Consider the following 23,069-nt stretch of genomic DNA (forward strand, 5'->3'; position numbering starts at 1 on the left):
CTTTTGCCGTGTCCACGATGGTGCAGCGCATGGTGCAATCGTGGCAAAGTAGTAACAACGGCAGCCGCGCTGCCGTTGTTCTTCAACCTCATTATTTCGTCGTGCGTCGCGGCGGCACAACGGTTTTTGCCAGGTCCGCGATCGTCGCTTCGAAAGCGGCGAAGCGGGCGTCGAGCTGGCGCGTCAGGCGGGTCTTGTCGGCGGCCGGCAGGAAGGCATAGCGCACGCTGTTGTACGAGGTCTTCTTCAGTTCCGCATAGTCCGGCTTGTAGCGGCTGGCGAACAGCACGTATTCCTGCGACAGCGTGTGGCGCGTGACGCCGGCGTCGTCGGTCGAGATCACATACGGCACGCCGTACTTGCGGTACATGGTGACCGGATGATTCTCGCCCTTGATGCCGCTGATGAACCCGTTCGAGGTCAGGTTGATTTCGACCGGGATGTCCTTCTCGCGCATGGTGCGCAGGATGGCCGGCGCATTTGCTTCGTGCGCGAGGTCGATGCCGTGGCCGATACGGTCGGCCCCGGCCACCATCAGGGCCTGGTCGATGTGGAACTTCAAGCCTTCCGGCGGCACTTCGCCCAGGCCCAGTTCGCCGGCGTGCATGGCCACCTTGACCTGCGGATAGGCCTTTTTCAGGAAGCCGAACATCTTCATGTGCAGCGCATAGTCGCGCATCGAGACGTGCGTGCTTTCCTGGCCGACGATGTTCACGCCAACCACCTTGCCGCCCATCGAAGCCGACTTGAAGGACGCCACCATCGAGGAAAACACCTGCGACGGATTCAGCAAACGCAGCACGTAGGTCTGGTAGCGCATCGTGAAGCGCTCGTCGTCGATGCCCGCTGCGGCCTGGTCGATCCTGGCGACGAAGTCGGCGACCGATTTGGCGAAGGCCGGATCGCGCTCGAAGCCTTCCAGGGCTTTCTGCAGTTCGGCGTTCAGCCCGGCGTCGTCGTTGACCAATTGCCAGGCCTTGTCGTCGAACTCGGCGTTGGCGATGGCCGGCGCCATCTTGAACATGGTTTCGATATAGCTGACGTTTTCGGCGATCGCGCGCTTTTTCAGTTCCTGCAAGCCTTCGGCGAAATTCGCGTTCGAGACCGGGCCGAAGTAGCCGAAGGTCTGGAAGAACAGGCGGTCCGGCGGCGGGTTGATCACGCCGTGGTTGTCGAAGTCCTTGTTCGACCAGCGCTGCACCAGCTCGCGCCAGGTGTAGTCGTCGGCATAGACTTCGGTACTGTTGAGGCAGTTGCGCTCCTTGGGCATCTTGGCGCGCTCGGCGGCGACCTTGGCCTTGTCGGTTTCGACGCGGTAGGTCTGCTTGTTGACGCACAGGCCCTGGCGGTCGAGGAAGTCGAGGTATTGCTCGACATAGATCGAACCGGAGTAATGGTGGTGCAGGTCGCCGCCCTTGGGCATCTGCGTAAAGAACATGGTCAGCTCGGCCAGCTTGGGCTCGGCGCCGGCGATCAGTGCGGCGTAATGGCGGCTGGTGGCCGCTTCGTTGGCCTGGCGCGATGCGGTCGCCGGCTCTTTCGCCATGGCGGCTGGCGCGGCGGCGACAGCCAGGGCGACCAGCAGGCTGCGGCGCAATAGGTTCTGCATGAAAGGACTTTCGTGTTGGGTTGACGTGGCCGCCGGCGCGGCTGCGCAACTGTAACGGCTTCGTTCCGGATTGGCAATGCAGTGGGAGGGCGTGACGATATCGGGGCGCAGAGTCTTGGCGGGCATGCCCGCCCTACGGTGCATTGCCACCAACGCCAAAAATTGGTGGCCGTTGTGTAACGTAGGGCAGGCATGCCCGCCAGCAGACCCAAAAACCCGATACCGTATCAGCCGCGCTCGTGCACCTTCACCCCGGCCGCATATGTCGCACGGATCGCCCGGTCGTCTCCCAGCAGCGCCAGCGCGAACAGCTGCTCTTCCAGCGAATTGCAGTGCGCACTGCGCCGCGCCAGCAGCGGCGTCGAGGTCGGGTCGAGCACAATGAAATCGGCTTCCGCCCCAACCGCGAAACTGCCGATCGTCCCTTCGAGGTCCATCGCGCGCGCCGCGCCCAGGGTGGCGAGATAGAACATGCGCAGCGCCGGCAGGTAGCTGCCCTTCAGGCGCGCCACCTTATACGCTTCGTTCATCGTCTGCAGCATCGAGAACGACGTGCCGGCGCCGACGTCGGTGCCGAGCGTGACCAGGGCGCCGGCGCCGTCGGCCTTTTCGAAGTCGAACAGGCCGCTGCCGAGGAACAGGTTCGAGGTCGGGCACACCGAAGCCGCCGAACCGGTCGCCGCCATGCGCGCGAAGTCTTCATCGTCGAGCCAGATGCAGTGGCCGAACAGCGCGCGCGGGCGCATCAGGCCGTAGCCGTCGTACACGCCGAGGTAGCTGCGCGCTTCCGGATACAGTTCGCGCACCCAGTTCACTTCGTCCTGGTTTTCCGAGACGTGGGTCTGGATGAACGTGTCCGGATAGGCCTTGGCCAGTTCGGCGATCGCGCCAAGCTGGGCCGGGCTGGAGGTGGGCGCGAAGCGCGGCGTGATCGCGTACAGCGAGCGCGCGTGCTTGTGCCACTTGTTGATCAGCGCTTCGCTCTCGCCGATGCTGCCCTCTGAATCGCGCAGGAAGTCCGGGCAATTCCGGTCCATCAGCACCTTGCCGGCCACCATGCGCAGGTTGCGCGCTTCGCTCGCCTCGAAAAAGGCGTCGACCGATTCCCTGTGCACGGTGCAGTAGACCACGGCCGTGGTGGTGCCGCAGCGGGTTAGCTCGTCGAGGAAGAATTCGGCGGTGGCGCGCGCGTGGACCGGGTCGGCGAACTGGCGTTCGGTCGGGAAGGTATAGGTTTCCAGCCAGGGCAGCAGGCCCGGCGCCGGCGAGGCGATCATGTCCGTCTGCGGATAATGCAGGTGGGTGTCGATGAAGCCAGGCGTGATGATCTGGCCGCGGTAGTCGTGCGGCACCAGGCCGGCCGGCAGCGTCGCGCTAAGCGCGGCATAGTCGCCGGCGGCCTTGACACGGCCATCTTCGACGATCAGCAGGCCATCCTCGTGCCAGGCATACGCGTCCTCGGTAAAGGCCGGGTCGGCGTGAAAATGCAGCAAGCTCGCACGGTAGGCTTGCACTATATGGGGTGCGGTGGACATCAGGTGGATTCCGAAGGAGCTTGAAGTTGGCTGGTGGCCGCGGCCTCCCAGACGGTGAGCAATTGCGCCGCGACCGAGGCGGCAATCACGGCCGGCGCCTTGCCGGCAATGCCGGACAAGCCGATCGGGCAGACCATGGCGTCGATGCGCTCGTCGGCGATGCCGCGCTCGCGCAGGCGGTGTTCGAACTGGCGGCGCTTGGTATCGGAGCCGATCAGGCCGAACCAATCCTGGCCGGGCCACGAATGGCTGCGACGCGACAGTATCGCGTTCGACAGGCGCAGGTCAAGTGCATGACTGTGTGTCATCACCAGGAAGGTGGTGCCGGGCGCGGCCTGTTCGGCCAGTGCCTCGGGGATGTCGGTGGCTTCGACCGTGACGTTGGCGGGTACTTCGGCCGGGAACAGGTCGTCGCGCTCGTCGACCCAGGTAACGCGGCACGGCAGCTCGGCCAGCGCCCGCACGATGGCCGCGCCGACGTGGCCGGCGCCGAACAGCATCAGGTGGGCGCGCGGGGCGAAGACGGTGTCGGCGAGCCAGCGGTGGCCGCTGGGGTCGGTGAAGACGTGGGTGCCGAGACTGCGGTCGAAGGCTGGCACGGTAGCACCGGCCAGATGCATGCCATCAGTGTCAAACAGAGCCCACGTAAGGTGGGCGGGTCTCCCGCCCACGCGTTCAACGTCCGGATGAACATCCGATTCTGCGTCCATGCTACCGCTGGCTGAACGCGTGGGCGGCGAAGCCGCCCACCTTACGGGTATGACTCGCCATGTATCTTCCTGGCGGCGTTTGTCGAGCAATGCCATCTGATCACGGTCGACGCGTTCGAACGCCAAATGCGCAATCCCGCCGCAGCACTGCCCCAGGCTCGGCCCCAGCGCAAAGCGCTCCAGCCGCGGCGCCCCGCCCTCCTGCAGCATGGCGCGCGCCATCTCGATCGCGCGGTGCTCCAGGTGCCCGCCGCCGATCGTCCCGGCAAAGCCGCCGGCCGTGACCAGCATCTTCGCCCCCGGCTCGCGCGGCACGGAGCCTTCGACGATGGCGACCGTGACCAGCACGGCCGGCGCCCTGAGCGCGGCGGTGAGCCAATCGTCCATCACGCGCGCTGCTGAACTGCGGCTTCAACCGCGGCGATCGCATCGAGAATCGCCTCGCTCGTCGCCGGCGCATTCAAGGGCGGATTGACCTGGTGGCCGCCGACCGCGGAGACCGCATCGCGAATCGCAAAGAAGACCGAGAATGGCAGCAACAGCGGCGGCTCGCCCACGGCTTTCGAGCGGTGGATGCTGTCTTCGACATTCCGGTTCTCGAACAGACGCACGCGGAAGTCTTGCGGGCAGTCCGACACACCCGGAATCTTGTAGGTCGACGGCGCATGCGTCATCAGCTTGCCCCCCGGGTTCCACCACAGTTCCTCGGTGGTCAGCCAGCCCATGCCCTGGATGAAGGCGCCTTCGACCTGGCCGATGTCGATGGCGGGATTGAGCGAATTGCCGGCGTCGTAGAGCGCATCGGCGCGCAGCAGTTTCCATTCGCCGGTGAGCGTATCGACCACGACTTCGGCGGTCGCCGCGCCGTAAGCAAAGTAGGAGAACGGCCGGCCGTTCATGGTTTTCGCATCCCACGACAGGCCGGGCGTCGCATAGAAGCCGTCCGACCACAGCTGCACCCGCGCCAGGTAGGCCTTTTGCACCAGGTGCGGAAACGGCACTTCCATCGCGTTGACGAACACGGTATCGGCGGCGAAGCGCACGTCCGCCGCAGCGCCGCCGTACTCTTTCGCCGCAAACGCCGCCAGTCGTTCCTTGATCTGGCGCGCCGCGTCCTGCGCCGCCTTGCCGTTCAAGTCGGCGCCGGTCGATGCCGCCGTGGCCGAGGTATTCGCGACCTTGCTGGTATTGGTGGCGGTGGCGCGCACGTGGTCCATGTCGACGCCGAGTTCGTGCGCGACGACCTGCATCACCTTGGTGTTGATGCCCTGCCCCATCTCGGTGCCGCCATGGTTGACCATGATCGACCCGTCGACATACACGTGCACCAGTGCGCCGGCCTGGTTCAGGTGGGTGACGTTGAAGGCGATGCCGAATTTGACCGGTGTGAGCGCCAGGCCCTTCTTCAGCACGGGACTCGCGGCGTTGAACGCATCGATGGCTTCCCGGCGCGCGCGGTATTCGCTCGATGTCTCCAACTCGGCCACCAGTTCGTGGATGACGTTGTCGACGACGGCCTGGCCGTAGGGCGTGACGTTGCGCTCGGTTTTGCCGTAAAAATTGCGCTTGCGGATGTCGAGCGGGTCGACCTTCAGGTTGCGCGCGATTTCATCGAGCACGTATTCCATCGCGATCGCGCCTTGCGGGCCGCCGAAGCCGCGGAAGGCGGTGTTCGACTGGGTATTGGTCTTGCCGCAAGCGGCGCGGATGTCGACGTCGGACAAATAATAGGCGTTGTCGTAGTGGCAGACCGCGCGCGTGGCGACCGGGCCGGACAGGTCGGCCGAGAAGCCGGCGCGCGAGACCATGTCGACTTTCGCGGCCAGGATGCGCCCCTGCTCGTCGTGGCCGACTTCGTATTCGTAATAAAAGCAGTGACGCTTGCCGGTGACGAGCATGTCGTCGTCGCGGTCGGCGCGCAGTTTGACTGGCCGCTTCAGCCGGTGCGCTGCGATCGCGGCGCCGGCGGCCCACAGTGCCGATTGCGATTCCTTGCCGCCGAAGCCGCCGCCCATGCGCCGGCATTCGACCACGACGTGGTGCGAATGCAGGCCGAGCGCGTGCGCAACGACGTGCTGCATCTCGCTCGGGTGCTGGGTCGAGCATTGCACCAGCATGCCATTGTCTTCACCGGGAATCGCGTAGGCAATCTGCCCTTCCAGGTAAAACTGTTCCTGGCCGCCGACGTACAGCTTGCCGGCGACCTTGTGCGGCGCATGCGCGAAGGCGGTTGCGGCGTCGCCGCGCGCCAGGCGCATCGGCGGCACGACATACGACTGGGCAGCATGCGCTTCCTGCGGCGTGAGGATGGCCGGCAGCTCTTCGTAGTCGACCTTCGCCAGGCGCGCGGCGCGGCGCGCGTTGTCGTGGCTGTCGGCGACGACGATGAAGAGCGGCTGGCCGACGTATTCGACCTTGCCGTCGGCGAGGATTGGATCGTCGTGGATGATCGGCCCGCAATCGTTGGTGCCGGGGATGTCTTTCACGGTGAGCACCGCCACCACGCCGCGCGCGGCGCGTACGGGCGCGAGATCGAGCGCGACGATGTTGGCGTGCGGCTTGCCCGACAAGCCAAAGGCGGCATGCAGCGTGCCCGCCACTTCGGCGATGTCGTCGGTATAGGTGGCCTGGCCGAGCACGTGCAAGGTCGCGGATTCGTGCGGCCGGGCGCGGCCGACCGCTGCCCACGCCGCCGCTTTCAATGCTGGTGCGCCTGCGTCGTTCATGTGATTCTCCTTACGCCGTGGCAGCGAATGCGTTGACCGCGCTTGGCGGCAGCGGATTGTCGAGGCGGGTTTCCAGCCAAAAGCGGCGCAGCAGGTTTTGCGCGGTCTTCATGCGATAGCTGCCCGATGCGCGCATGTCGGACAGCGGTGCGTAATCCTGGGCCAGCGCGGCCATCGCTTCTTTCAAGGCCGCCTCGCTCCAGGCGCGGCCCGTCAACAGCGCTTCGGCGCTGGCGGCGCGCTTCGGTGTCGCCGCCATGCCGCCAAAGGCGATGCGCGCTTCCGTGACGATCTCGCCATCGAGCGTCAATGCAAATGCGGCGCAGACGGCCGAGATGTCCTGGTCGAAGCGCTTGGCCAGCTTATAGGTCCGGAAGCGCACGTCCGTGCGCGGCAGCGGCACGCGCAATGCGGCGACGAATTCGTCAGGCCGCAAATCCTTTTGCTGGTAGCCGAGATAAAAATCTTCCAGCGCCAGTTCGCGCTCGCCGGCGCCACCGCGCAGCACCAGGCGCGCGCCGAGCGCAATCATCCACGGCATCGAATCGCCGATCGGCGAGCCGTTGGCGACGTTGCCGCCCAGGGTGCCGGCATTGCGGATCGGCAGCGAAGCGAAGCGCTGCCACATCTCCGACAGCTCGGCCGGATAGTGGCGGCACACGGCCGCGTAGGCATCCTGCAGCGTGACGCCGGCGCCGATTTCGAGCATGCCGTCCGCTTCGACCACCGATTTCAGCTCGGCGACGTTACCGATATAGATGATGTCGTTCAGCTCGCGCATCTGTTTCGTGACCCACAGGCCGACGTCGGTCGAGCCGGCCAGGATCAGCGCTTGCGGATTGGCGGCGCGCAGGGCGACGAGTTCAGCCAGCGTGCGCGGCGCATGGAAGCTGCGGCCTTCGTAGGTGTAGGTCGTTCCTTCGCCGCGTTCGAGCGCACGCAACTGGTCGGCCACCGCGGCGCGGTCGAATTCGGCGCGCGGCAATTCCAGCATGCGTCCGGCCGCCTCGATGATCGGGCGATAACCGGTGCAGCGGCACAGGTTGCCGGACAGGGCGTCGTCGACCTGGCAGCGCGACGGCTTCTGTCCTTCCTGTTTTAAATACATGCCCCACAGCGACATGGCAAACCCCGGCGTGCAAAAGCCGCATTGCGAGCCGTGACACTCGACCAGCGCCTGCTGCACCGGGTGCAGGCGGCCGTCGGGCAGTTGCAGGTCTTCGACCGTGAACAGCGCCTTGCCGTCGAGCGTGGGCGTGAACTGGATGCAGGAATTAACCGCCTTCAGTTCCAGCGCACCGTTTTCCAGCGAACCGACCACCACGGTGCAGGCGCCGCAGTCGCCTTCGGCGCAGCCTTCCTTGGTGCCGGTGCAGCGCAAGTCCTCCCGCAGGTGCTGCAGGATGGTTTGCGTCGGCGCCACGCCGGTCACTTCGTGGACGGCGTTGCGGAAATAAAAGCGGATCGGTTCGGCCATGCTTGCCTCGGATTGGTAGCAGCGTGCAGGATACTCTGTCCGGACCTCGTGCAACTATACCCAATTACTGATGTTAATTATCATCAAACCAATATATCAACCAATGAACGGATGGGTGCGTTTCCAATGCTCGGCAATGTCGATGCGGCGCGTGATCCATACCTGTTCGTGCTGCAACACATAATCGAGGAAACGCGCCAGCGCGGCGGCACGCGCCGGCCGTCCGGCGATCCGGCAATGCAGGCCGATCGAGAGCATTTTAGGCGCGTTCAGGCCTTGCGGGTCGCCTTCCGCATACAGCACGTCGAAGGCGTCCTTCAGGTAATCGAAGAACTGGGTGCCGGAATTAAAGCCCTGCATCGCGGCAAAGCGCATGTCGTTGGTGTCGAGCGTGTAGGGCACGACAAGGTGCGGCGTCGTGCGCGCGGCGCCGTCGGGCCCGGTGTGCGCCACCTGCTGCCAGAACGGCAAGTCGTCGCCATAGTAATCGGCATCGTAGGCAAAGCCGCCGTGTTCGACCACCAGGCGGCGCGTGTTCGGCGAATCGCGCCCGGTGTACCAGCCGAGCGGCGCCTCGCCCGTCAACGCGCGCAGGATGGCAACGGCTTCGACCATGTGGGCGCGCTCGGTGGCTTCGTCGACGTTCTGGTACGAAATCCAGCGCAAGCCGTGGCAGGCGATTTCGTGGCCGAGTTCGCGGAAAGCAGCCACCGCTTCCGGATGGCGCTGCAGCGCCATCGCCACGCCGAACACCGTCAGCGGCAGCTTTCGCTCTTCGAACATGCGCAGCAGGCGCCACAACCCCGCACGCGAGCCGTATTCGTAGAGCGACTCCATGCTCATATGGCGCATTGGGAAAGCTTGCGCCCCTATGATTTCGGATAAAAAAGTCTCCGAATTCGGATCGCCGTGCAGGGTCGAGTTTTCGCCGCCCTCTTCATAGTTGAGCACGAACTGCAGCGCGATGCGCGCCCCGCCCGGCCATTGGGCGTGCGGTGGCGTGCGGCCGTAGCCGGTCATGTCGCGCGGATAATCTGGATGCATGGGTAAGCCGGGGATGAGAGGTATATCGCCGATCATATATTGACAGGACGGCATCGGTATATGATCGGCCAGATACACACTTTCAGCACCTTCATATAGGAGAACCGATGGGCAAACTCAGCACCCACGTGCTCGATACCGCGCACGGCCGCCCGGCCGCGGGCGTCGCGGTCGCGCTGTATGCCGTCGACGGCGACAGCCGCCGCCTGCTGGTGCAGGCGACGACCAATGCGGATGGGCGCTGCGACGCGCCCCTGCTCGCCTGCGACGCCTTGCAGGCCGGCCGCTACGAACTCGTGTTCGCCGCCGGCGACTATTTTGCGGCGCAAGGCGTGGACTTGCCGGAACCGCGCTTCGTCGACCGGGTGACGATCGCGTTTGGCGTGGCCGATCCGGGGCAGAATTACCACGTGCCGCTGGTGGTGACGCCCTGGTCGTATTCGACGTATCGGGGTAGTTGAATCCGTACAACAGTCGTCGCCATTTCCCGCAAAACATTGCTATCCTGAGCGTTCAGGACAGGAGGGACCAATGGCTTTGCACATTGTTCATTTCATCGGACCGATCAACCACCAGTCGGCCTGCAGCGTGCGCAACATGTGCCTGCAGGCGCTGCAGAACGGGGCCACCGAGATCGAACTGCACATGTCGAGCGAGGGCGGCAACATGACCTCCGGCTTCGCCCTGTATTTCTTCCTGAAATCGCTGCCGATCCCGCTGACCACCTTCAACATCGGTAGCGTCGAATCGGTCGGCGTCGTCATCTTCCTGGCCGGGGCCAAGCGCTACGCCTGCCCGGGGGCGCGCTTCCTGGTGCACCCGCTGCACTGGGGCTTCGGCAACCTGGTGGCGGCCGACCACTCGCGCGTGTCGGAATGGCGCGAATGCCTCGACTTCGATGCCGAACGCTATGCCGCCATCTACGACGAGGCCACGCGCGGCGCGGCCGAAGCGCACGACATCCGCCCTCACCTGTTCGGCAATGCGCGCATCTACACGGCCGAGCAGGCCGTGCGCGCCGGGCTGATCCATGAAGCGGTGCAGGCGCGCCTGCCGGAGATGGGGGCGACCTCGCACTGGTGGAATTAGTTTATATCTTTTATATCCATCAAAAGTTATCGAAAATTTACTGTTCAAGATTTTCGTTTCGACAAAACAACAGCGCGTGATGTATTGACGATTTTTGTCGTACATCAACGCGCTTTTTTCTTGTTTATTGTTTTGCCGTGTGGATACAATCATTTCCGTCACTTCATGCCTCGGCATGGATGTTTCCCTAACAAGAGTCCTTATAAACGCAGCATCTGTTACAGGTCGTCTCATGAACAAGCAATTTATTACTGCCGTGCTGGCCCTGCCGCTGGCGCTGTCGTCGGCCTTCGCGCAGGAAGCGCAAAGCCCGACGGTCAAGATCAGCGGCTTCGGTACCGGCGCCCTCACCTGGACCAATACCGACCAGGCCGAATTCGGCCGTCCCAACCAGGCCACCGGCGCGCGTAAAAGTCCGCGCACCGGCGTCGATTCGAACCTCGGCCTGCAAGCCGACGTCGGCGTCAACAGCTGGCTCTCGTTGACGGCGCAGGGCCTGGTGCGCCGCGATGCCGAAGACGACTTCGGCGCAGAGTTGTCCTGGGCATTCGCCAAGGCCCGCATCAACGACCACTTGAACGTCCGCGTGGGCCGTATCGGCATGCCGACATTCATGATTTCCGATTACCGCAACGTCGGCTACGTCAATACCTTCCTGCGCCCGCCGAGCGAACTGTACTCGCAGGTACCGTACAACAATATCGATGGCATCGACGCCACCTGGCAGCAAACTGTGGGTGACACCACACTCACTGGCCAGCTGGCGTTCGGCCGTTCCGAAGTCAAGGTCGCTGGCGATGTCACCGGCAAGGGCAAGGACATCACCGCCCTGAACCTCGTGGCCGAGCATGGCCCGTTCACGGGGCGCATCAGCCGCGTCGACGCCAAGATCACGGTCACCGGCTCGACCAGCCTGACGACCCTGATCGGCGGCCTGCGCGCCGCCGGCACCGGCTACCGTTTCCCGCAGCTCAATGCAATGGCGGACCAGATCGACCCGACCGACAAGAAAGCCTCATTTACCTCGGTTGGCCTGGGTATGGACTGGAACGACGTCGTCGTCCAGAGCGAGTTCGCCAAGCGCAAGACCGAGAGCTACGTCAACGACACCACCTCGTGGTACGTGATGGGCGGCTACCGCTTCGGCAAGGTGCTGCCGTACTTCATCCAGAGCAAGGTCTCGATCGATGGCCATCCGGCCAACGTCGTACCGGCCACCTGCCCGGCAGGCTACCCGGCCGCCTGTACGCCAACCATGATGGCACTGAGCGCCGGCGCGAACCGCGTACCGTACTCGGGCCTTGGCCAGGGCGAGCAGAGCACGACCTCGATCGGCGTGCGCTGGGACTTCTACCGTTCGCTCGCCTTCAAGGCGCAGGTCGACCGCGTCAAGCCGGCCGCCGGCAGCGGCCTGCTGCTGAACGCCGCGCCCGGCTTCAACCGCGACGTGACCGTCGGCGCCGTCGCCATCGACTTCGTCTTCTAAGGAGCCGCCATGCACACCCTATTGAAAGCGGCCATCGCCGCAACCGTGCTCGCCGCGACCGTGCCTGCATTCGCCGAAGTCGTCGTCGTGGTCAACCCGAAGGCAGCCGAGGCCACGCTGTCGAAGGAGCAGATCGCCCAGTTCTTCCTCGGTAAATCGAGCAGCATGACGCCGATCGACCAGCCCGAGGATGCGCCCATCCGCGCCGAGTTCTACAAGAAGGTAACCGACAAGGAAGCCTCGCAGGCCAAGGCGCTGTGGTCGAAGCTGGTCTTCACCGGCAAGGCCACGCTGCCGAAGGAGGCCGCCAACAGCGCCGCCGTCAAGGCTGCCGTTGCCGCCAACCCGAAGGCGATCGGCTATATCGAAAAGAGCGCCGTCGACGCCAGCGTCAAGGTGGTCTTCAGCGCGCCGTAACAACGCGCTTTATTAAAAAGCCAGCCCTGCCCGCTCCCCAGCCGGCAGGGCTTTCTGCCTGAAAGCGCAGGGAGCTTGCGCCATCCATTGTCAGCCGCACGTTGAAAGAGACAAGAACATGAGCATCAAACGCAGGATCTGGGCATTGCCGGTCATTTCGACCCTGATCTTCGGCCTCGGCGTCGGCATCTCCGCGACCATCGCCAACCAGGCCCTGGAGTCGATCAACTCCACCGAACAGGTCGACTACCCGGTGCTCGACGCCGCGAAGGCGCTCACGCTCGAGGTCAAGGACATCACCGACGGCTTGATGGAAGCGGTCAGCGAAGGCGACAAGGAGCGCATCGACGCGGTCGGCAAGCAGGCCGAGGCGGTCCGCACCCACTTGCAGCAGTTCGGCCGCATCGACGGCCAGGCCGCCAACGGCGCCCGCCTGCTCACCGAATTCAACGACTACTATGCGCCGGCGCTGTCGGCCGCGCGCATCATGCTCGAACTCGAAGAAGGCGACCCGCAAACCGTGGTGCCCAAGATGCAGACCACGCTCGCCACGCTGACCAAAGACCTGGAGCAGACCCAGGCCAGCGCGAAGGCGCAGTTCAAGGCCGGCATCGCCAGCAGCGAAGCGAACGTGCGCCGCGTGCTGTGGACCATGATCCTGACCGCGCTGGTCGTCGTCGCCAGCCTCGTGCTGGTGTCGTGGATCGTGGTGCGCGCCATCTGGCAGCAGCTCGGCGGCGAACCCGAATATGCGCGCCAGATCGCCGGCGCCGTCGCCGCGGGCGACCTGGCCATGGAAATCCACACCGGCGCCCACGACACAACCAGCCTGCTGGCGTCGCTGAAGGACATGCGCACGCGCCTGGCGACGATGGTCGCCGAGATCAAGACCTCGGCCGAGACGATCGCCGTCGCCAGCGCCGAAATCGCCAGCGGCAATGCCGACCTGGCCGGCCGCACCGAGTCGCAGGCATCGAACCTGGAGCGCACCGCGCGCGCGATGGACGAACTGACCGGCGCCGTGCGCCAGAACGCCGCGAACGCCAATGAAGCGAATGCGCTGGTGGTGTCGGCCAGCGACATCGCCAGCCGCGGCGGGCAAGTGGTGGGCGGCGTGGTCAGCACGATGGGCGACATCAACAGCTCGGCCAAGAAGATCGTCGAGATCATCGCCGTCATCGACGGCATCGCCTTCCAGACCAACATCCTGGCGCTGAACGCGGCCGTCGAGGCGGCGCGCGCCGGCGAACAGGGCCGCGGCTTCGCGGTCGTGGCGGGAGAAGTGCGCAACCTGGCCCAGCGCAGCGCGGCGGCGGCCAGGGAAATCAAGGAACTGATCGGCGACTCGGTGGCCAAGGTCAACGCCGGCAGCGCGCTGGTCGACCAGGCCGGCGTGACGATGGGCCAGATCGTCGACTCGGTGAAAAAGGTGCACGACATCATGGCCGAGATCACCCTGGCCGGCCAGCGCCAGAGCGAAGGCATCGAAGACATCGGCCGCGCGATCGACAGCATGGACGAAATGACGCAACAGAACTCGGCCCTGGTCGAGGAAGCCTCGGCGGCGGCCGAATCGCTGACCGAGCAGACCGGGCAGTTGAATGGGGCGCTGTCGGTGTTCAAGCTGGCCGCGCAGGCGGATGCACCGGCGCCGGCTGGCCGGACGGCGCGGCTGGCGCTGCGGTAGGGTGGGCGCCCCGTGCCCACGCGTAAACATTGCAAGGTGTTGGCTTCGTTTTATAAAAGACCCCGCTAACACGGTGCCGGTTTCACGCGTGGGCACGGGGCGCCCACCCTACAATGTTCAACTTGGTTGACGTACCGCCAACACCCGTAATCGAAACGCCAACAAACTCCCGTGCGCGGGGCGTCATGGCATTTCGTCTACGTGGCGCGCACGCATCTCCACACCGTTGAAACGCTTTACAAATTTGATGCCTGTAGGCATCATCCGAGGAGTCTGCCGCCTCGGAACAGCCTCGCGCGGCCCTCTTGTCCTTCCCCCTACTTTACGGCTCATATGGCAGCAGTCCTCCCGCACGCGACCCCAGGCACTCCGATGTCCGGACTTGCGCGCGCGCTGGTACAAGCTGGCCGCCTGAGCGCGCAGCAGGCCGACGGCTTGCAAAAGAAGGCGACGCTCGAGCGCACCGCCTTTATCGACGCCATCCTGGCCGAGCGCACCATCGACGCGGCTGCCCTGGCCGCCTTTTGCGCCGAGACCTTCGGCTACCCGCTGCTCGACCTGAGTACCTTCAGCGTCGAGGCGCTGCCCGAAGGCGCCATCGACGCCAAGCTGATGGCGGCGCAGCGCGTGGTCGCCCTGGCCAAGCGCGGCAACCGGCTGTCGGTGGCGATTTCCGATCCGACCAACACGCAGGCGCTGGACCAGATCAAGTTCCAGAGCGAAGCGGCGGTGGAGCCGGTGATCGTCGCCCACGACACCCTGCTGGCGCTGCTGGCCAGCCTGAGCAAGGGTGCCGAGCAAAGCCTGAACGACATGGTGGGCGACGACGCCGAGATCGAGTTCGCCGAGGAAGAACAGGCGGCGGTGCCGCTGGAAGCGACCAACGAGGTCGAGGACGCACCGATCGTGCGCTTCCTGAACAAGATCCTGATGGACGCGGTGCAACTGGGCGCCTCGGACATCCACTTCGAGCCCTACGAAAAATACTACCGGATCCGCATGCGCGTCGACGGCGTGCTGCGCGACCACGCGATGCCGCCGCTGTCGATCCGCGACAAGCTCGTTTCGCGCATCAAGGTGCTGGCCAAGCTCGACATCTCGGAAAAGCGCGTGCCGCAGGATGGCCGCATGCGCCTGATCCTGTCCGCCACGCGCACCATCGATTTCCGCGTCAGCACCCTGCCGACCCTGTTCGGCGAAAAGACCGTCATGCGTATCCTGGACGCGACCCAGGCGCAGATGGGCATCGACTCGCTCGGCTACGATCCCGACCAGCGCGATTTGCTGCTGAGCGCCATCACCCGCCCCTACGGCATGGTGCTGGTGACGGGGCCGACCGGCTCCGGCAAGACGGTCTCGCTGTACAGCTGCCTGAACGTGCTGAACAAGCCCGGCATCAACATCTCGACCGCGGAGGACCCGGCCGAGATCAACCTGCCGGGCGTGAACCAGGTCAACGTCAACGACCGCGCCGGCCTCACCTTCCCGGTCGCGCTGAAGTCGTTCCTGCGCCAGGATCCGGACATCATCATGGTCGGCGAGATCCGCGACCTGGAGACGGCGGACATCGCGATCAAGGCCGCGCAGACCGGCCACATGGTGTTCAGTACCCTGCACACCAACGACGCGCCCTCGACGCTGACGCGCCTGATGAACATGGGCGTGGCCGGCTTTAACATCGCCTCTTCGGTGATCCTGATTACCGCCCAGCGCCTGGCGCGCCGCCTGTGCACCTGCAAGCAGCCGCTCGAGATGTCGCGCGAAGCGCTGCTGGCGGCCGGCTACCGCGAGAGCGACCTGCAGGACGACTGGAAGCCCTATGGCCCGGTCGGCTGCGAACGCTGCCTCGGCTCCGGCTACAAGGGCCGCGTCGGCATCTACCAGATCATGCCGATCTCGCCGGCCATCGAAGCACTGATCCTGGCCAGCGGCAACTCGATGCAGATTGCCGCCCAGGCCGAGAAGGATGGCGTCAACTCGCTGCGCCGCTCGGGCTTGCTGAAAGTGAAACAGGGGCTGACCAGCCTCGAAGAAGTGCTCGGCTGCACCAACGAATAGGATTCAGAAGATGGCAACCTCCCTCAGCACCCGCAGCCGCGGCGGCGCGCAAATCAAGGAAGCGGTCTACGCCTGGGAAGGCAAGGACAAGTCCGGCAAGACCGTGCGCGGCGAACTGCGCGCGGGCGGCGAGGCGATCGTGAATGTCACGCTGCGGCGCCAGGGCATCATGGTCACCAAGGTCAAGAAGCGCGTCTACCGCAGCGGCAAGAAGATCACCGACAAGGACCTGACCATGTTCACGCGCCAGCTGGCGACGATGATGAAGGCCGGCGTCCCGCTGCTGCAGGCCTTCGATATCGTCGGCAAGGGCCATGCGAACCCGTCGATGTCGAAGCTCATCCTCGACATCCGCGGCGACATCGAGACTGGCACCAGCCTGAACAACGCCTTCCGCAAGTACCCGCGTTACTTCGACCCGCTGTTCTGCAACCTGGTCGGCGCCGGCGAACAGGCCGGTATCCTGGAAGACCTGCTGCACCGCCTCGCCGTCTACAAGGAAAAGACGCTGGCATTGAAAAGCAAGATCAAGTCCGCCCTCACCTACCCGATCGCCATCCTGGCGGTCGCCTTTATCGTGGTCGCCGTGATCATGATCTGGGTGGTCCCGGCCTTCAAATCCGTGTTCGCCAGCTTCGGCGCCGACCTGCCGGCCCCGACCATGATCGTGATGGGCATGTCGGAATTCTTCGTCGAGTGGTGGTACCTGATCTTCGGCTCGCTCTTCGGCTCCATTTACTTCTTCTTCCAGTCCTGGCGCCGCTCGCTGAAAATGCAGCAAGCCATGGACCGCCTGCTGCTGCGCCTGCCGGTCTTCGGCGACGTCATCCGCAAGGCCACCATCGCGCGCTGGACGCGCACCCTGGCGACCATGTTCGCCGCCGGCGTGCCGCTGGTCGAAGCGCTCGACTCGGTCGGCGGGGCCTCCGGCAACGCCGTCTACCTCGACGCCACCCGCCGCATCCAGACCGAAGTCAGCACCGGCACCAGCCTGACGGTGGCGATGCAGAACGTGAACGTGTTCCCCAGCCTGGTGACGCAGATGGTCGCCATCGGCGAAGAATCCGGCGCGCTCGACGGCATGCTCGGCAAGGTCGCGGATTTCTTCGAAGACGAGGTCGATGAAGCGGTGGCCGCGCTGTCGTCGCTGATGGAGCCGATGATCATGGTGATTCTCGGCGTGCTGATCGGCGGGCTGGTGGTGGCGATGTATTTGCCGATCTTTAAGTTGGGGTCGGTGGTGTAAGAACACAGGTTCGCGGTAGCTCGACATCTATCTGATGTAGAGCTATCGCTAGCCTGTTCCCTTAGTCAGGCGCTGCCGATATCAGAAGGTCGGCAACGACGTCACCCCGGATGGGGCCGTCCACAAGTTCAGCGTATTCGCGCATCTGGTTGCGCAGCTCGACCATGCGTGCAGTAGGCTCGGGTTGTGTCGTCCAGAAGCGTTCGGACGGCCATTGGGCATACGCAAAATAGTAGCCGTCGGTGCACCGATGCAAACGCGACCCCAGACCGCCGTGTTCATCGCGTATCAGTTCGGTGAGTTCCCGCCAGGCGTGCTCGAAGTCTCGCTCATGACCAGTACTTACTTTCCATCTAAAGTAAATCGCGTACATAAGGGTCCTGTCGTGTTGTGGCGAGCCCTTCCAGTAGTAAGTGGATATCAGCTTGCCGTTGATGGCTTGGGCGGCTTTGCCACCCAAGGCCGGCTTAGCGCAGCAATGGGACCAGGTCTTCGCCAAGCATTCGACGCGCGAGCGGAACGATCTGGGTAGCGTCCTTAGCCTCCAGAACGGCGCGTACCCACATTTGCACGGCAGCCCGGCCATGTCGCTGCTCGAGTCCGGCAAACAGGGCGAGCGCAGCGCCGTAACGGCCGGCCTCATTGCCATTGTCCTCGACCATGTCGTCGGGACCAAAACTGAACGGTCCGGGTGGAGTAAAGGCAGGATCCTTTTTGCGCCGCTCACGGTCTTCGGCGCTCAGCTGGCGTTCGATGGCTTCGGGTTTGACGCTGATACCGCCCCAGGCGCCGAGGTGGGCCGCACCCAGCTTGCGGAACTCCTCGGCGCGCCTGGAACGCTCGGTTGCCGCCAGAACGGGAGAGACCAGTTCGCTTACCTGCAAACCGCTCCACTCTGCATGGCCTTCTTGAAACCAGCGCGGCATGCGCGGACCGCCCATGCTCTGACTGAAATGCGTTTCTTCGTGCGGCATCACGACGAGAAGAAAGCGCAGGTTTTCCGGCTCCCATGTCGTCGACTTGAAGACAGTGCTCCAGCGCAGCTCGCCGTCACGTTTGGGTGGAATGTAATTAGTGTTGTGAGTCAGGACAATCGGCGACCAGCGAACCGGACCACGCAGATGCAGAAGCCCTGTCGACAGCAGGTCCAGCATGCCCATCAGGCACGCCGCCTTCGATGCGGCGGCATTGGTCAAGTCCGGCTCATGATAAATGCGGATGCTGCTGCCGGTCGCGTCCGAGCGCGCTTCGTAGTAAGACAGGTCGTTGGGACTGGCTTCGATTTTACGAACCTGCACGCCGTGCAGCACGGTGCCTGGCGCGCTATCTGGCTTGCAGGCATCCTGCAGTTGCCGGGAGCTTGCTGCGGCACAGGCTGCAGCGCACGCTGTTGCCAGCAGCGCTCCAAGAAACAGGCGGTTGATCGTCTGGCGCAGAGGAAGCATGAATCGTTGTCCTTGGGTGGCAGTTGGAAACTTCCTAAGGATAGCGGTTTATAGAAGTAGAAAATGCGTGCTTTGTCACCTGCGCCTGGCGAAACTTGCAAGTGCGCAACGGTTGCCCATGTGATATCTTCCCCGAGATCACATCAACAGCCTCCCCCTGCGCACAACATGAAAAGAATCGCCACCGCCAGCCTCCCCCTCCTGCTGGCGGCCTGCGCCACCCAGCCGCCGCTGACCGCATATACCACCGGCACTGGCGCCGAACGCAGCACCGAGCAGAAATCGCTCGACTTCGAAAAAGCCGACATCCGCCTGCGCATCGAACCGGCCAGCCGCAGCATCCGCGGCGACGTGCTGCTGACCTTCGGCACGCGCGCGCCGCTGCGCCAGATCGAGCTGGACCTGGACCGCAACCTGCCAATCGACGCGATCGAGGTCGACGGCCAGCGCCTGGGCGCCGCCGACTGGCGCAATCCGGAAGGCAAGCTGACCATCACCTTGCCGCGCCCGCTCGAACCCGGCAAGCAAACGGCCGTGCGCGTGCGCTACCACGGCAAGCCGCACGTGGCGAAAAAAGCGCCCTGGGATGGCGGCTTCGTCTGGTCGCAGACGCCCGACGGCCAACCCTGGGTCGCCAGCGCCGTGCAAGGCGAAGGCTGCGACCTGTTCTGGCCCTGCATCGACCACCCGACCGGCAAGGCCAGGGTGGTCGATGAGCACATCAGCGTGCCGGCGCCGCTGGTCGTCGCCGGCAATGGCATCGCCATGGGGATGGATGAAGCCGACGGCTGGCGTACTTATCACTGGCGCACGAAGAATCCGAGTACCTACGGCATCTCGGTCAACGTCGGCCCCTACAAGGAACTCACCGGCACCTACCGCAGCCGCTACGGCAACTCGATTCCGCTGCGCCTGTGGTATCTGCCGCAGAGCGAAAAGGGGGCGAACGAACTGTTCGCGGAATTCCCGCAGCTGCTCGACTTCTTCGAGACCGTGATCGGCCCCTACCCTTTCGGCGACGAAAAGATGGGCGTGGTCGAGACGCCGCACAAGGGCATGGAGCACCAGACCGTCAACGCCTATGGCAACGGGTACGCCAAGACGCCGTATGGCTACGACGACCTGCTGCAACATGAATTCGCCCACGAATGGTTCGGCAACCAGCTCACCAATGCCAACTGGGACGACATGTGGCTGCACGAAGGCTTCGGCACCTACATGCAGCCGCTGTACGTGCAATACCTGCATGGCGAGCAGGAATATTTTGCCTCGCTGATGCAGCTGCGCTCGAGTATCCAGAACAAGGCGCCGATCGTCTCGGGCAAGCCGAAGCTGGGCGAAGAGGTATACGACCCGAAACGCGGCGGTCCGGGCCAGGACATCTACAACAAGGGCGCACTGCTGCTGCACACGCTGCGCGGCCTGATCGGCGACGAGGCTTTCTTCCGCTCGGTGCGCGAAATCGTCTACGGAACCGACACGCCGCGTCCGGGCAACTTTGCGCCGCGCTACGGCACCACGGCGGAATTCATCGCCATCGCCCAGCGCGCCAGCGGCCGCGACCTGGACTGGTTCTTCCAGGCCTACCTGTACCAGGCGGCGCTGCCGGAGCTGCAGGCGACGAAAAGCGGCACTACCCTGCAGCTGGCCTGGAAAACGGAAAAGAACACGCCGTTCCCGATGCCGGTCGAGGTGCGCATCGGCAGCCGCATCGTCACCGTTCCGATGGCGGACGGGCGCGGCAGCGTCGAGCTGCCGGCGGGCGCCGCCGCGGGCGCGGACTATACGCTCGACCCGCGCTCGAAGATCCTGCGCCGCGAGTTGCGCATCGAGCGCTTCCAGCAGTACCGGGAAGAGCAGCGGAAGAACAAGGCCGCCTGACGGGCGCCGCTCAGCCGAGGGCCTGGGCCAGCGCGAGGCTGGCCAGCCGGGCACTGGCCAGCAGGCGTTCCTGGCTTTGCCCCATCCTGGCCTTGGCCGACAGGCCGTTCATCACCGTGCTGACATACGCCGACACGTCCGCCGCCTGCGCCGGGTGGCGCCTGGCGATGTAGTCGAATATCACCTGTTCGGCCGCCGCATGGGCGGCGCGCGCCGCCGTGCGCGCTTCTTCGTCGCTGCTGCCGCACCCTTCGAGGACGATGCAACCGGTCGCCGCCGGATCGGCCGAGTAGCGGCGGGCAGCGTCCTCGAGCAAAGCGCCAAGGATCTCGACGACCGGACGGTCGGCGCGCAGCAGGTCGGCCAGCGGAATGGCGCCATTGGCGCCGTAGCGTTCGATGACCCGGTTGTACAGGCCCAGCTTGCTGCCGAAGGCGGAATAAAAGCTGGGCGTGTTAATGCCGAGGGCGTCGGTCACGTCCGCCACGCTCACATCGTCGTAGCCACGCGCATGGAACAAATCCTGGGCGACCGCGGTCGCATGGTCGGGATCGAATTTGCGTGGCCGGCCACGGGGACGGGCTATTTCTTTAGTCATGACTACAAAAACCTTGACAGGAAAACTGGATCGATTATTGTAGCAACTCCTAAACTAATCGCATAGAGGCGCACAATGGGTACTTTCGAGAATAAATCTGTGCTGGTACTGGGTGGCAGCCGTGGCATCGGCGCGGCGATCGTGCGGCGCTTCGTCGCCGACGGCGCCAGGGTCATTTTTACCTACTCGGGGTCGCCGGCGGCGGCGCAGGCACTGGCCGCCGAGACCGGAAGCACGGCGCTCATGGCCGACAGTGCCGACCGCGATGCGGTCATCGAGGTGGTACGCAGCAGCGGCCAACTCGACGTACTGGTCGTGAACGCGGGGATCGCCCTCTTCGGCGACGCACTCGAACTCGATCCGGATGCGGTCGACCGCCTGTTGCGGATCAACGTGCATGCGCCCTATCACGCCGCGGTGGAGGCGGCGCGTCGGATGCTGCCGGGTGGCCGCATCATCGTGATCGGTTCGGTCAATGGCGACCGGATGCCGGTTCCGGGCATGGCGGCCTATGCGCTGAGCAAGTCGGCACTGCAGGGCATGGCACGCGGCCTGGCGCGCGATTTCGGGCCACGCGGGATCACGGTCAACGTCGTCCAGCCCGGCCCGATCGATACGGACGCCAATCCGGCCGACGGACCGATGCGAGACCTGATGCACGGCTTCATGGCGCTCAAGCGCCATGGCCGCCCGGAAGAAGTCGCGGCCATGGTGGCCTGGCTGGCCGGTCCGGAGGCGGGTTTCGTCACCGGCGCGATGCACACCATCGACGGCGCATTTGGTGCCTGACCTGCCGGCGTCAGCCGGCCAGGCGCGCCATCAATATGCCGAGGCGACGGATCGCCTCGTTCAGGTGGTCGGCGCTGGCGGCATACGACAGGCGCACGTACCGGTCGGCGCCGCAGTGGCCGAAATCCTTCCCCGGAGTGAGCGCGACGTGCACTTCGTCCAGCGCGCGCTCGCAGAACTGCCAGGACGTGAGGCCGGTGCCGCTGACGTCGAAATACACGTAGAAGGCGCCGTCCGGCGGCACCGGCACCGGCAAATCAATTCCCGCAAGGCCGGCCAGCACCAGCGCGCGCCGGCGCCCGAACTCGACGCGCCGCGCTTCGCAGACAGCCAGCGAGTCCGGCGTGAAGCAGGCCAGCGCCGCCTGCTGCGACAGGTTGGAGGCGCAGATATAGTAATTCTGGGCCAGGCGCTCCATGGTCGGCACCAGCGCTTCCGGCACGACCGCCCAGCCCAGGCGCCAGCCGGTCATCCCGAAATACTTGGAAAAACTGTTGATGACAATGGCGCCGTCGTCAAAGGCCAGCACCGTTTGCGGCGGCCTGCCATCTGCATCGCGGTCGCCCAGGTTCAAATAAATCTCGTCGACCAGGCGCCAGGCGCCGTGTTCGCGCGCCCAGTCGCAGATGGCGCGCAACTCGTCCGGCGGCACCGAGGTGCCGGTCGGATTCGAGGGCGTCGCGATCATCAGCCCCCTGGTAGCGGCCGTCCAGTTGGCGCGTACGCTGTCCGCATCGAGCTGGAAGCGGCTGCCCGCATCGGTGCCGACCAGTTTCACCTGCGCGCCGAAGCTGCTGAGGAACTGGCGATTGCAGGGGTAGGATGGATCACCCACGATCACTTCGTCGCCCGTATCGACCAGCGCCGCGGTCACCAGCAGCAGCGCGGCGGAGGCGCCGGCGGTGACGATGATCCGGCTCGGCGCAATCGTAACGCCATGCTCGTGCAGATAAAAGGCGGCGATCGCCTCGCGCAGGGCCGCCGTGCCGAGCGCGCCGGTGTAGGGCAACGGCCCGTCGACGGCTTTGCGCGCCGCTTCCAGCACGGCCGGCGGCGGGCCGAAGTCGGGCTCGCCCAGGCTGAGCTTGATGACCTGATGCCCTTCCGATTCGAGGGCGGCGGCGCGTTTGCCGAATTCCATGGCGAAGAAGGGATCGATCGACTGGGCGCGTTGGGAGATTTTCATGGTGGTTTTTCGATGTGAGACTGTGCGCTGCGATTCTACAGGTGGGGCGCTTTGCTTGCTCAGGGCCGGCATTGGCACCTATACAG

19 protein-coding genes are annotated in these 23,069 nt (G+C 64.8%); 9 read left to right on the plus strand and 10 right to left on the minus strand.

Annotation, left to right across the window (positions count from 1 at the left end):
* Nucleotides 1–91: 91 nt before the first annotated feature.
* The 6 genes from AC56LG_RS03405 to puuE all read right to left on the minus strand — a co-directional run bounded on the left by AC56LG_RS03405 (nucleotide 92) and on the right by puuE (nucleotide 9,101).
* On the minus strand, nucleotides 92–1,609 hold the full coding sequence (locus tag AC56LG_RS03405; RefSeq protein ID WP_497164720.1) for an adenosine deaminase: 1,518 nt from the start codon (nucleotides 1,607–1,609) through the stop codon (nucleotides 92–94).
* Nucleotides 1,610–1,836: 227 nt separating this feature from the next.
* Nucleotides 1,837–3,144, minus strand: a complete 1,308-nt coding sequence (guaD, locus tag AC56LG_RS03410) for a guanine deaminase (RefSeq protein ID WP_497164721.1) — start codon at nucleotides 3,142–3,144, stop codon at nucleotides 1,837–1,839.
* A complete protein-coding gene (gene xdhC, locus AC56LG_RS03415; protein ID WP_497164722.1) occupies nucleotides 3,144–4,241 on the minus strand; it encodes a xanthine dehydrogenase accessory protein XdhC in 1,098 nt (365 codons plus the stop codon). Before xdhC ends, guaD begins: the two co-directional genes overlap by 1 nt.
* Nucleotides 4,241–6,580, minus strand: a complete 2,340-nt coding sequence (xdhB, locus tag AC56LG_RS03420; protein WP_497164723.1) for a xanthine dehydrogenase molybdopterin binding subunit — start codon at nucleotides 6,578–6,580, stop codon at nucleotides 4,241–4,243. The genes xdhC and xdhB overlap by 1 nt, the downstream gene beginning before the upstream one ends.
* 10 nt (nucleotides 6,581–6,590) lie before the next feature.
* Nucleotides 6,591–8,057: a xanthine dehydrogenase small subunit gene (gene xdhA / locus AC56LG_RS03425; protein WP_497164724.1), complete on the minus strand. Its 1,467-nt coding sequence runs from the start codon at nucleotides 8,055–8,057 to the stop codon at nucleotides 6,591–6,593.
* 96 nt (nucleotides 8,058–8,153) lie between these two features.
* Nucleotides 8,154–9,101: an allantoinase PuuE gene (gene puuE / locus AC56LG_RS03430; RefSeq protein WP_497164725.1), complete on the minus strand. Its 948-nt coding sequence runs from the start codon at nucleotides 9,099–9,101 to the stop codon at nucleotides 8,154–8,156.
* Between the two features lie 107 nt (nucleotides 9,102–9,208).
* Here puuE and uraH point away from each other — a divergent pair, with 107 nt between their 5' ends.
* From uraH to AC56LG_RS03465, 7 genes are all read left to right on the plus strand, one after another.
* A complete protein-coding gene (gene uraH, locus AC56LG_RS03435; RefSeq protein ID WP_497164726.1) occupies nucleotides 9,209–9,562 on the plus strand; it encodes a hydroxyisourate hydrolase in 354 nt (117 codons plus the stop codon).
* Between the two features lie 70 nt (nucleotides 9,563–9,632).
* Nucleotides 9,633–10,190, plus strand: coding sequence for a ClpP family protease (locus tag AC56LG_RS03440; protein WP_497164727.1), 558 nt, complete (start codon nucleotides 9,633–9,635; stop codon nucleotides 10,188–10,190).
* A 232-nt stretch (nucleotides 10,191–10,422) separates the two neighbouring features.
* Nucleotides 10,423–11,676: a porin gene (locus tag AC56LG_RS03445; RefSeq protein ID WP_497164728.1), complete on the plus strand. Its 1,254-nt coding sequence runs from the start codon at nucleotides 10,423–10,425 to the stop codon at nucleotides 11,674–11,676.
* Between the two features lie 9 nt (nucleotides 11,677–11,685).
* Complete coding sequence (locus AC56LG_RS03450) at nucleotides 11,686–12,093, plus strand: hypothetical protein (RefSeq protein ID WP_497164729.1); 408 nt, start codon at nucleotides 11,686–11,688, stop codon at nucleotides 12,091–12,093.
* 118 nt (nucleotides 12,094–12,211) lie between these two features.
* Entirely contained in the window at nucleotides 12,212–13,780 is a 1,569-nt protein-coding gene (locus AC56LG_RS03455) for a methyl-accepting chemotaxis protein (RefSeq protein ID WP_497164730.1), read from the plus strand.
* Between the two features lie 372 nt (nucleotides 13,781–14,152).
* The gene (gene pilB, locus AC56LG_RS03460) at nucleotides 14,153–15,838 is read left to right on the plus strand and encodes a type IV-A pilus assembly ATPase PilB (protein WP_497164731.1); all 1,686 of its coding nucleotides are present in this window, start codon (nucleotides 14,153–14,155) and stop codon (nucleotides 15,836–15,838) included.
* Nucleotides 15,839–15,848: 10 nt separating this feature from the next.
* Nucleotides 15,849–17,084, plus strand: a complete 1,236-nt coding sequence (locus tag AC56LG_RS03465) for a type II secretion system F family protein (RefSeq protein ID WP_497164732.1) — start codon at nucleotides 15,849–15,851, stop codon at nucleotides 17,082–17,084.
* A gap of 61 nt (nucleotides 17,085–17,145) precedes the next feature.
* Here the strand turns inward: AC56LG_RS03465 and AC56LG_RS03470 are convergent, their stop codons facing one another.
* Together AC56LG_RS03470 and AC56LG_RS03475 are read right to left on the minus strand one after the other, a co-directional pair.
* Entirely contained in the window at nucleotides 17,146–17,544 is a 399-nt protein-coding gene (locus AC56LG_RS03470; protein WP_497164733.1) for an antibiotic biosynthesis monooxygenase family protein, read from the minus strand.
* A 7-nt stretch (nucleotides 17,545–17,551) separates the two neighbouring features.
* Nucleotides 17,552–18,529: a hypothetical protein gene (locus AC56LG_RS03475; protein WP_497164734.1), complete on the minus strand. Its 978-nt coding sequence runs from the start codon at nucleotides 18,527–18,529 to the stop codon at nucleotides 17,552–17,554.
* Nucleotides 18,530–18,697: 168 nt separating this feature from the next.
* Here AC56LG_RS03475 and AC56LG_RS03480 point away from each other — a divergent pair, with 168 nt between their 5' ends.
* Nucleotides 18,698–20,410: a M1 family metallopeptidase gene (locus AC56LG_RS03480; protein ID WP_497164735.1), complete on the plus strand. Its 1,713-nt coding sequence runs from the start codon at nucleotides 18,698–18,700 to the stop codon at nucleotides 20,408–20,410.
* Between the two features lie 10 nt (nucleotides 20,411–20,420).
* Here AC56LG_RS03480 and AC56LG_RS03485 read toward each other — a convergent pair whose 3' ends face one another.
* The gene (locus AC56LG_RS03485; RefSeq protein WP_497164736.1) at nucleotides 20,421–21,008 is read right to left on the minus strand and encodes a TetR/AcrR family transcriptional regulator; all 588 of its coding nucleotides are present in this window, start codon (nucleotides 21,006–21,008) and stop codon (nucleotides 20,421–20,423) included.
* A 75-nt stretch (nucleotides 21,009–21,083) separates the two neighbouring features.
* Between AC56LG_RS03485 and bdcA the strand changes: the two genes are divergently transcribed.
* Nucleotides 21,084–21,797 (plus strand): SDR family oxidoreductase, encoded by a 714-nt coding sequence (gene bdcA / locus AC56LG_RS03490; RefSeq protein ID WP_497164737.1) that lies wholly within the window; start codon nucleotides 21,084–21,086, stop codon nucleotides 21,795–21,797.
* A 10-nt stretch (nucleotides 21,798–21,807) separates the two neighbouring features.
* Here bdcA and AC56LG_RS03495 read toward each other — a convergent pair whose 3' ends face one another.
* On the minus strand, nucleotides 21,808–22,983 hold the full coding sequence (locus AC56LG_RS03495) for a pyridoxal phosphate-dependent aminotransferase (protein WP_497164738.1): 1,176 nt from the start codon (nucleotides 22,981–22,983) through the stop codon (nucleotides 21,808–21,810).
* Nucleotides 22,984–23,069 lie beyond the last annotated feature (86 nt).

It is taken from the genome of Telluria sp. ZB2R32, from assembly GCF_059685715.1.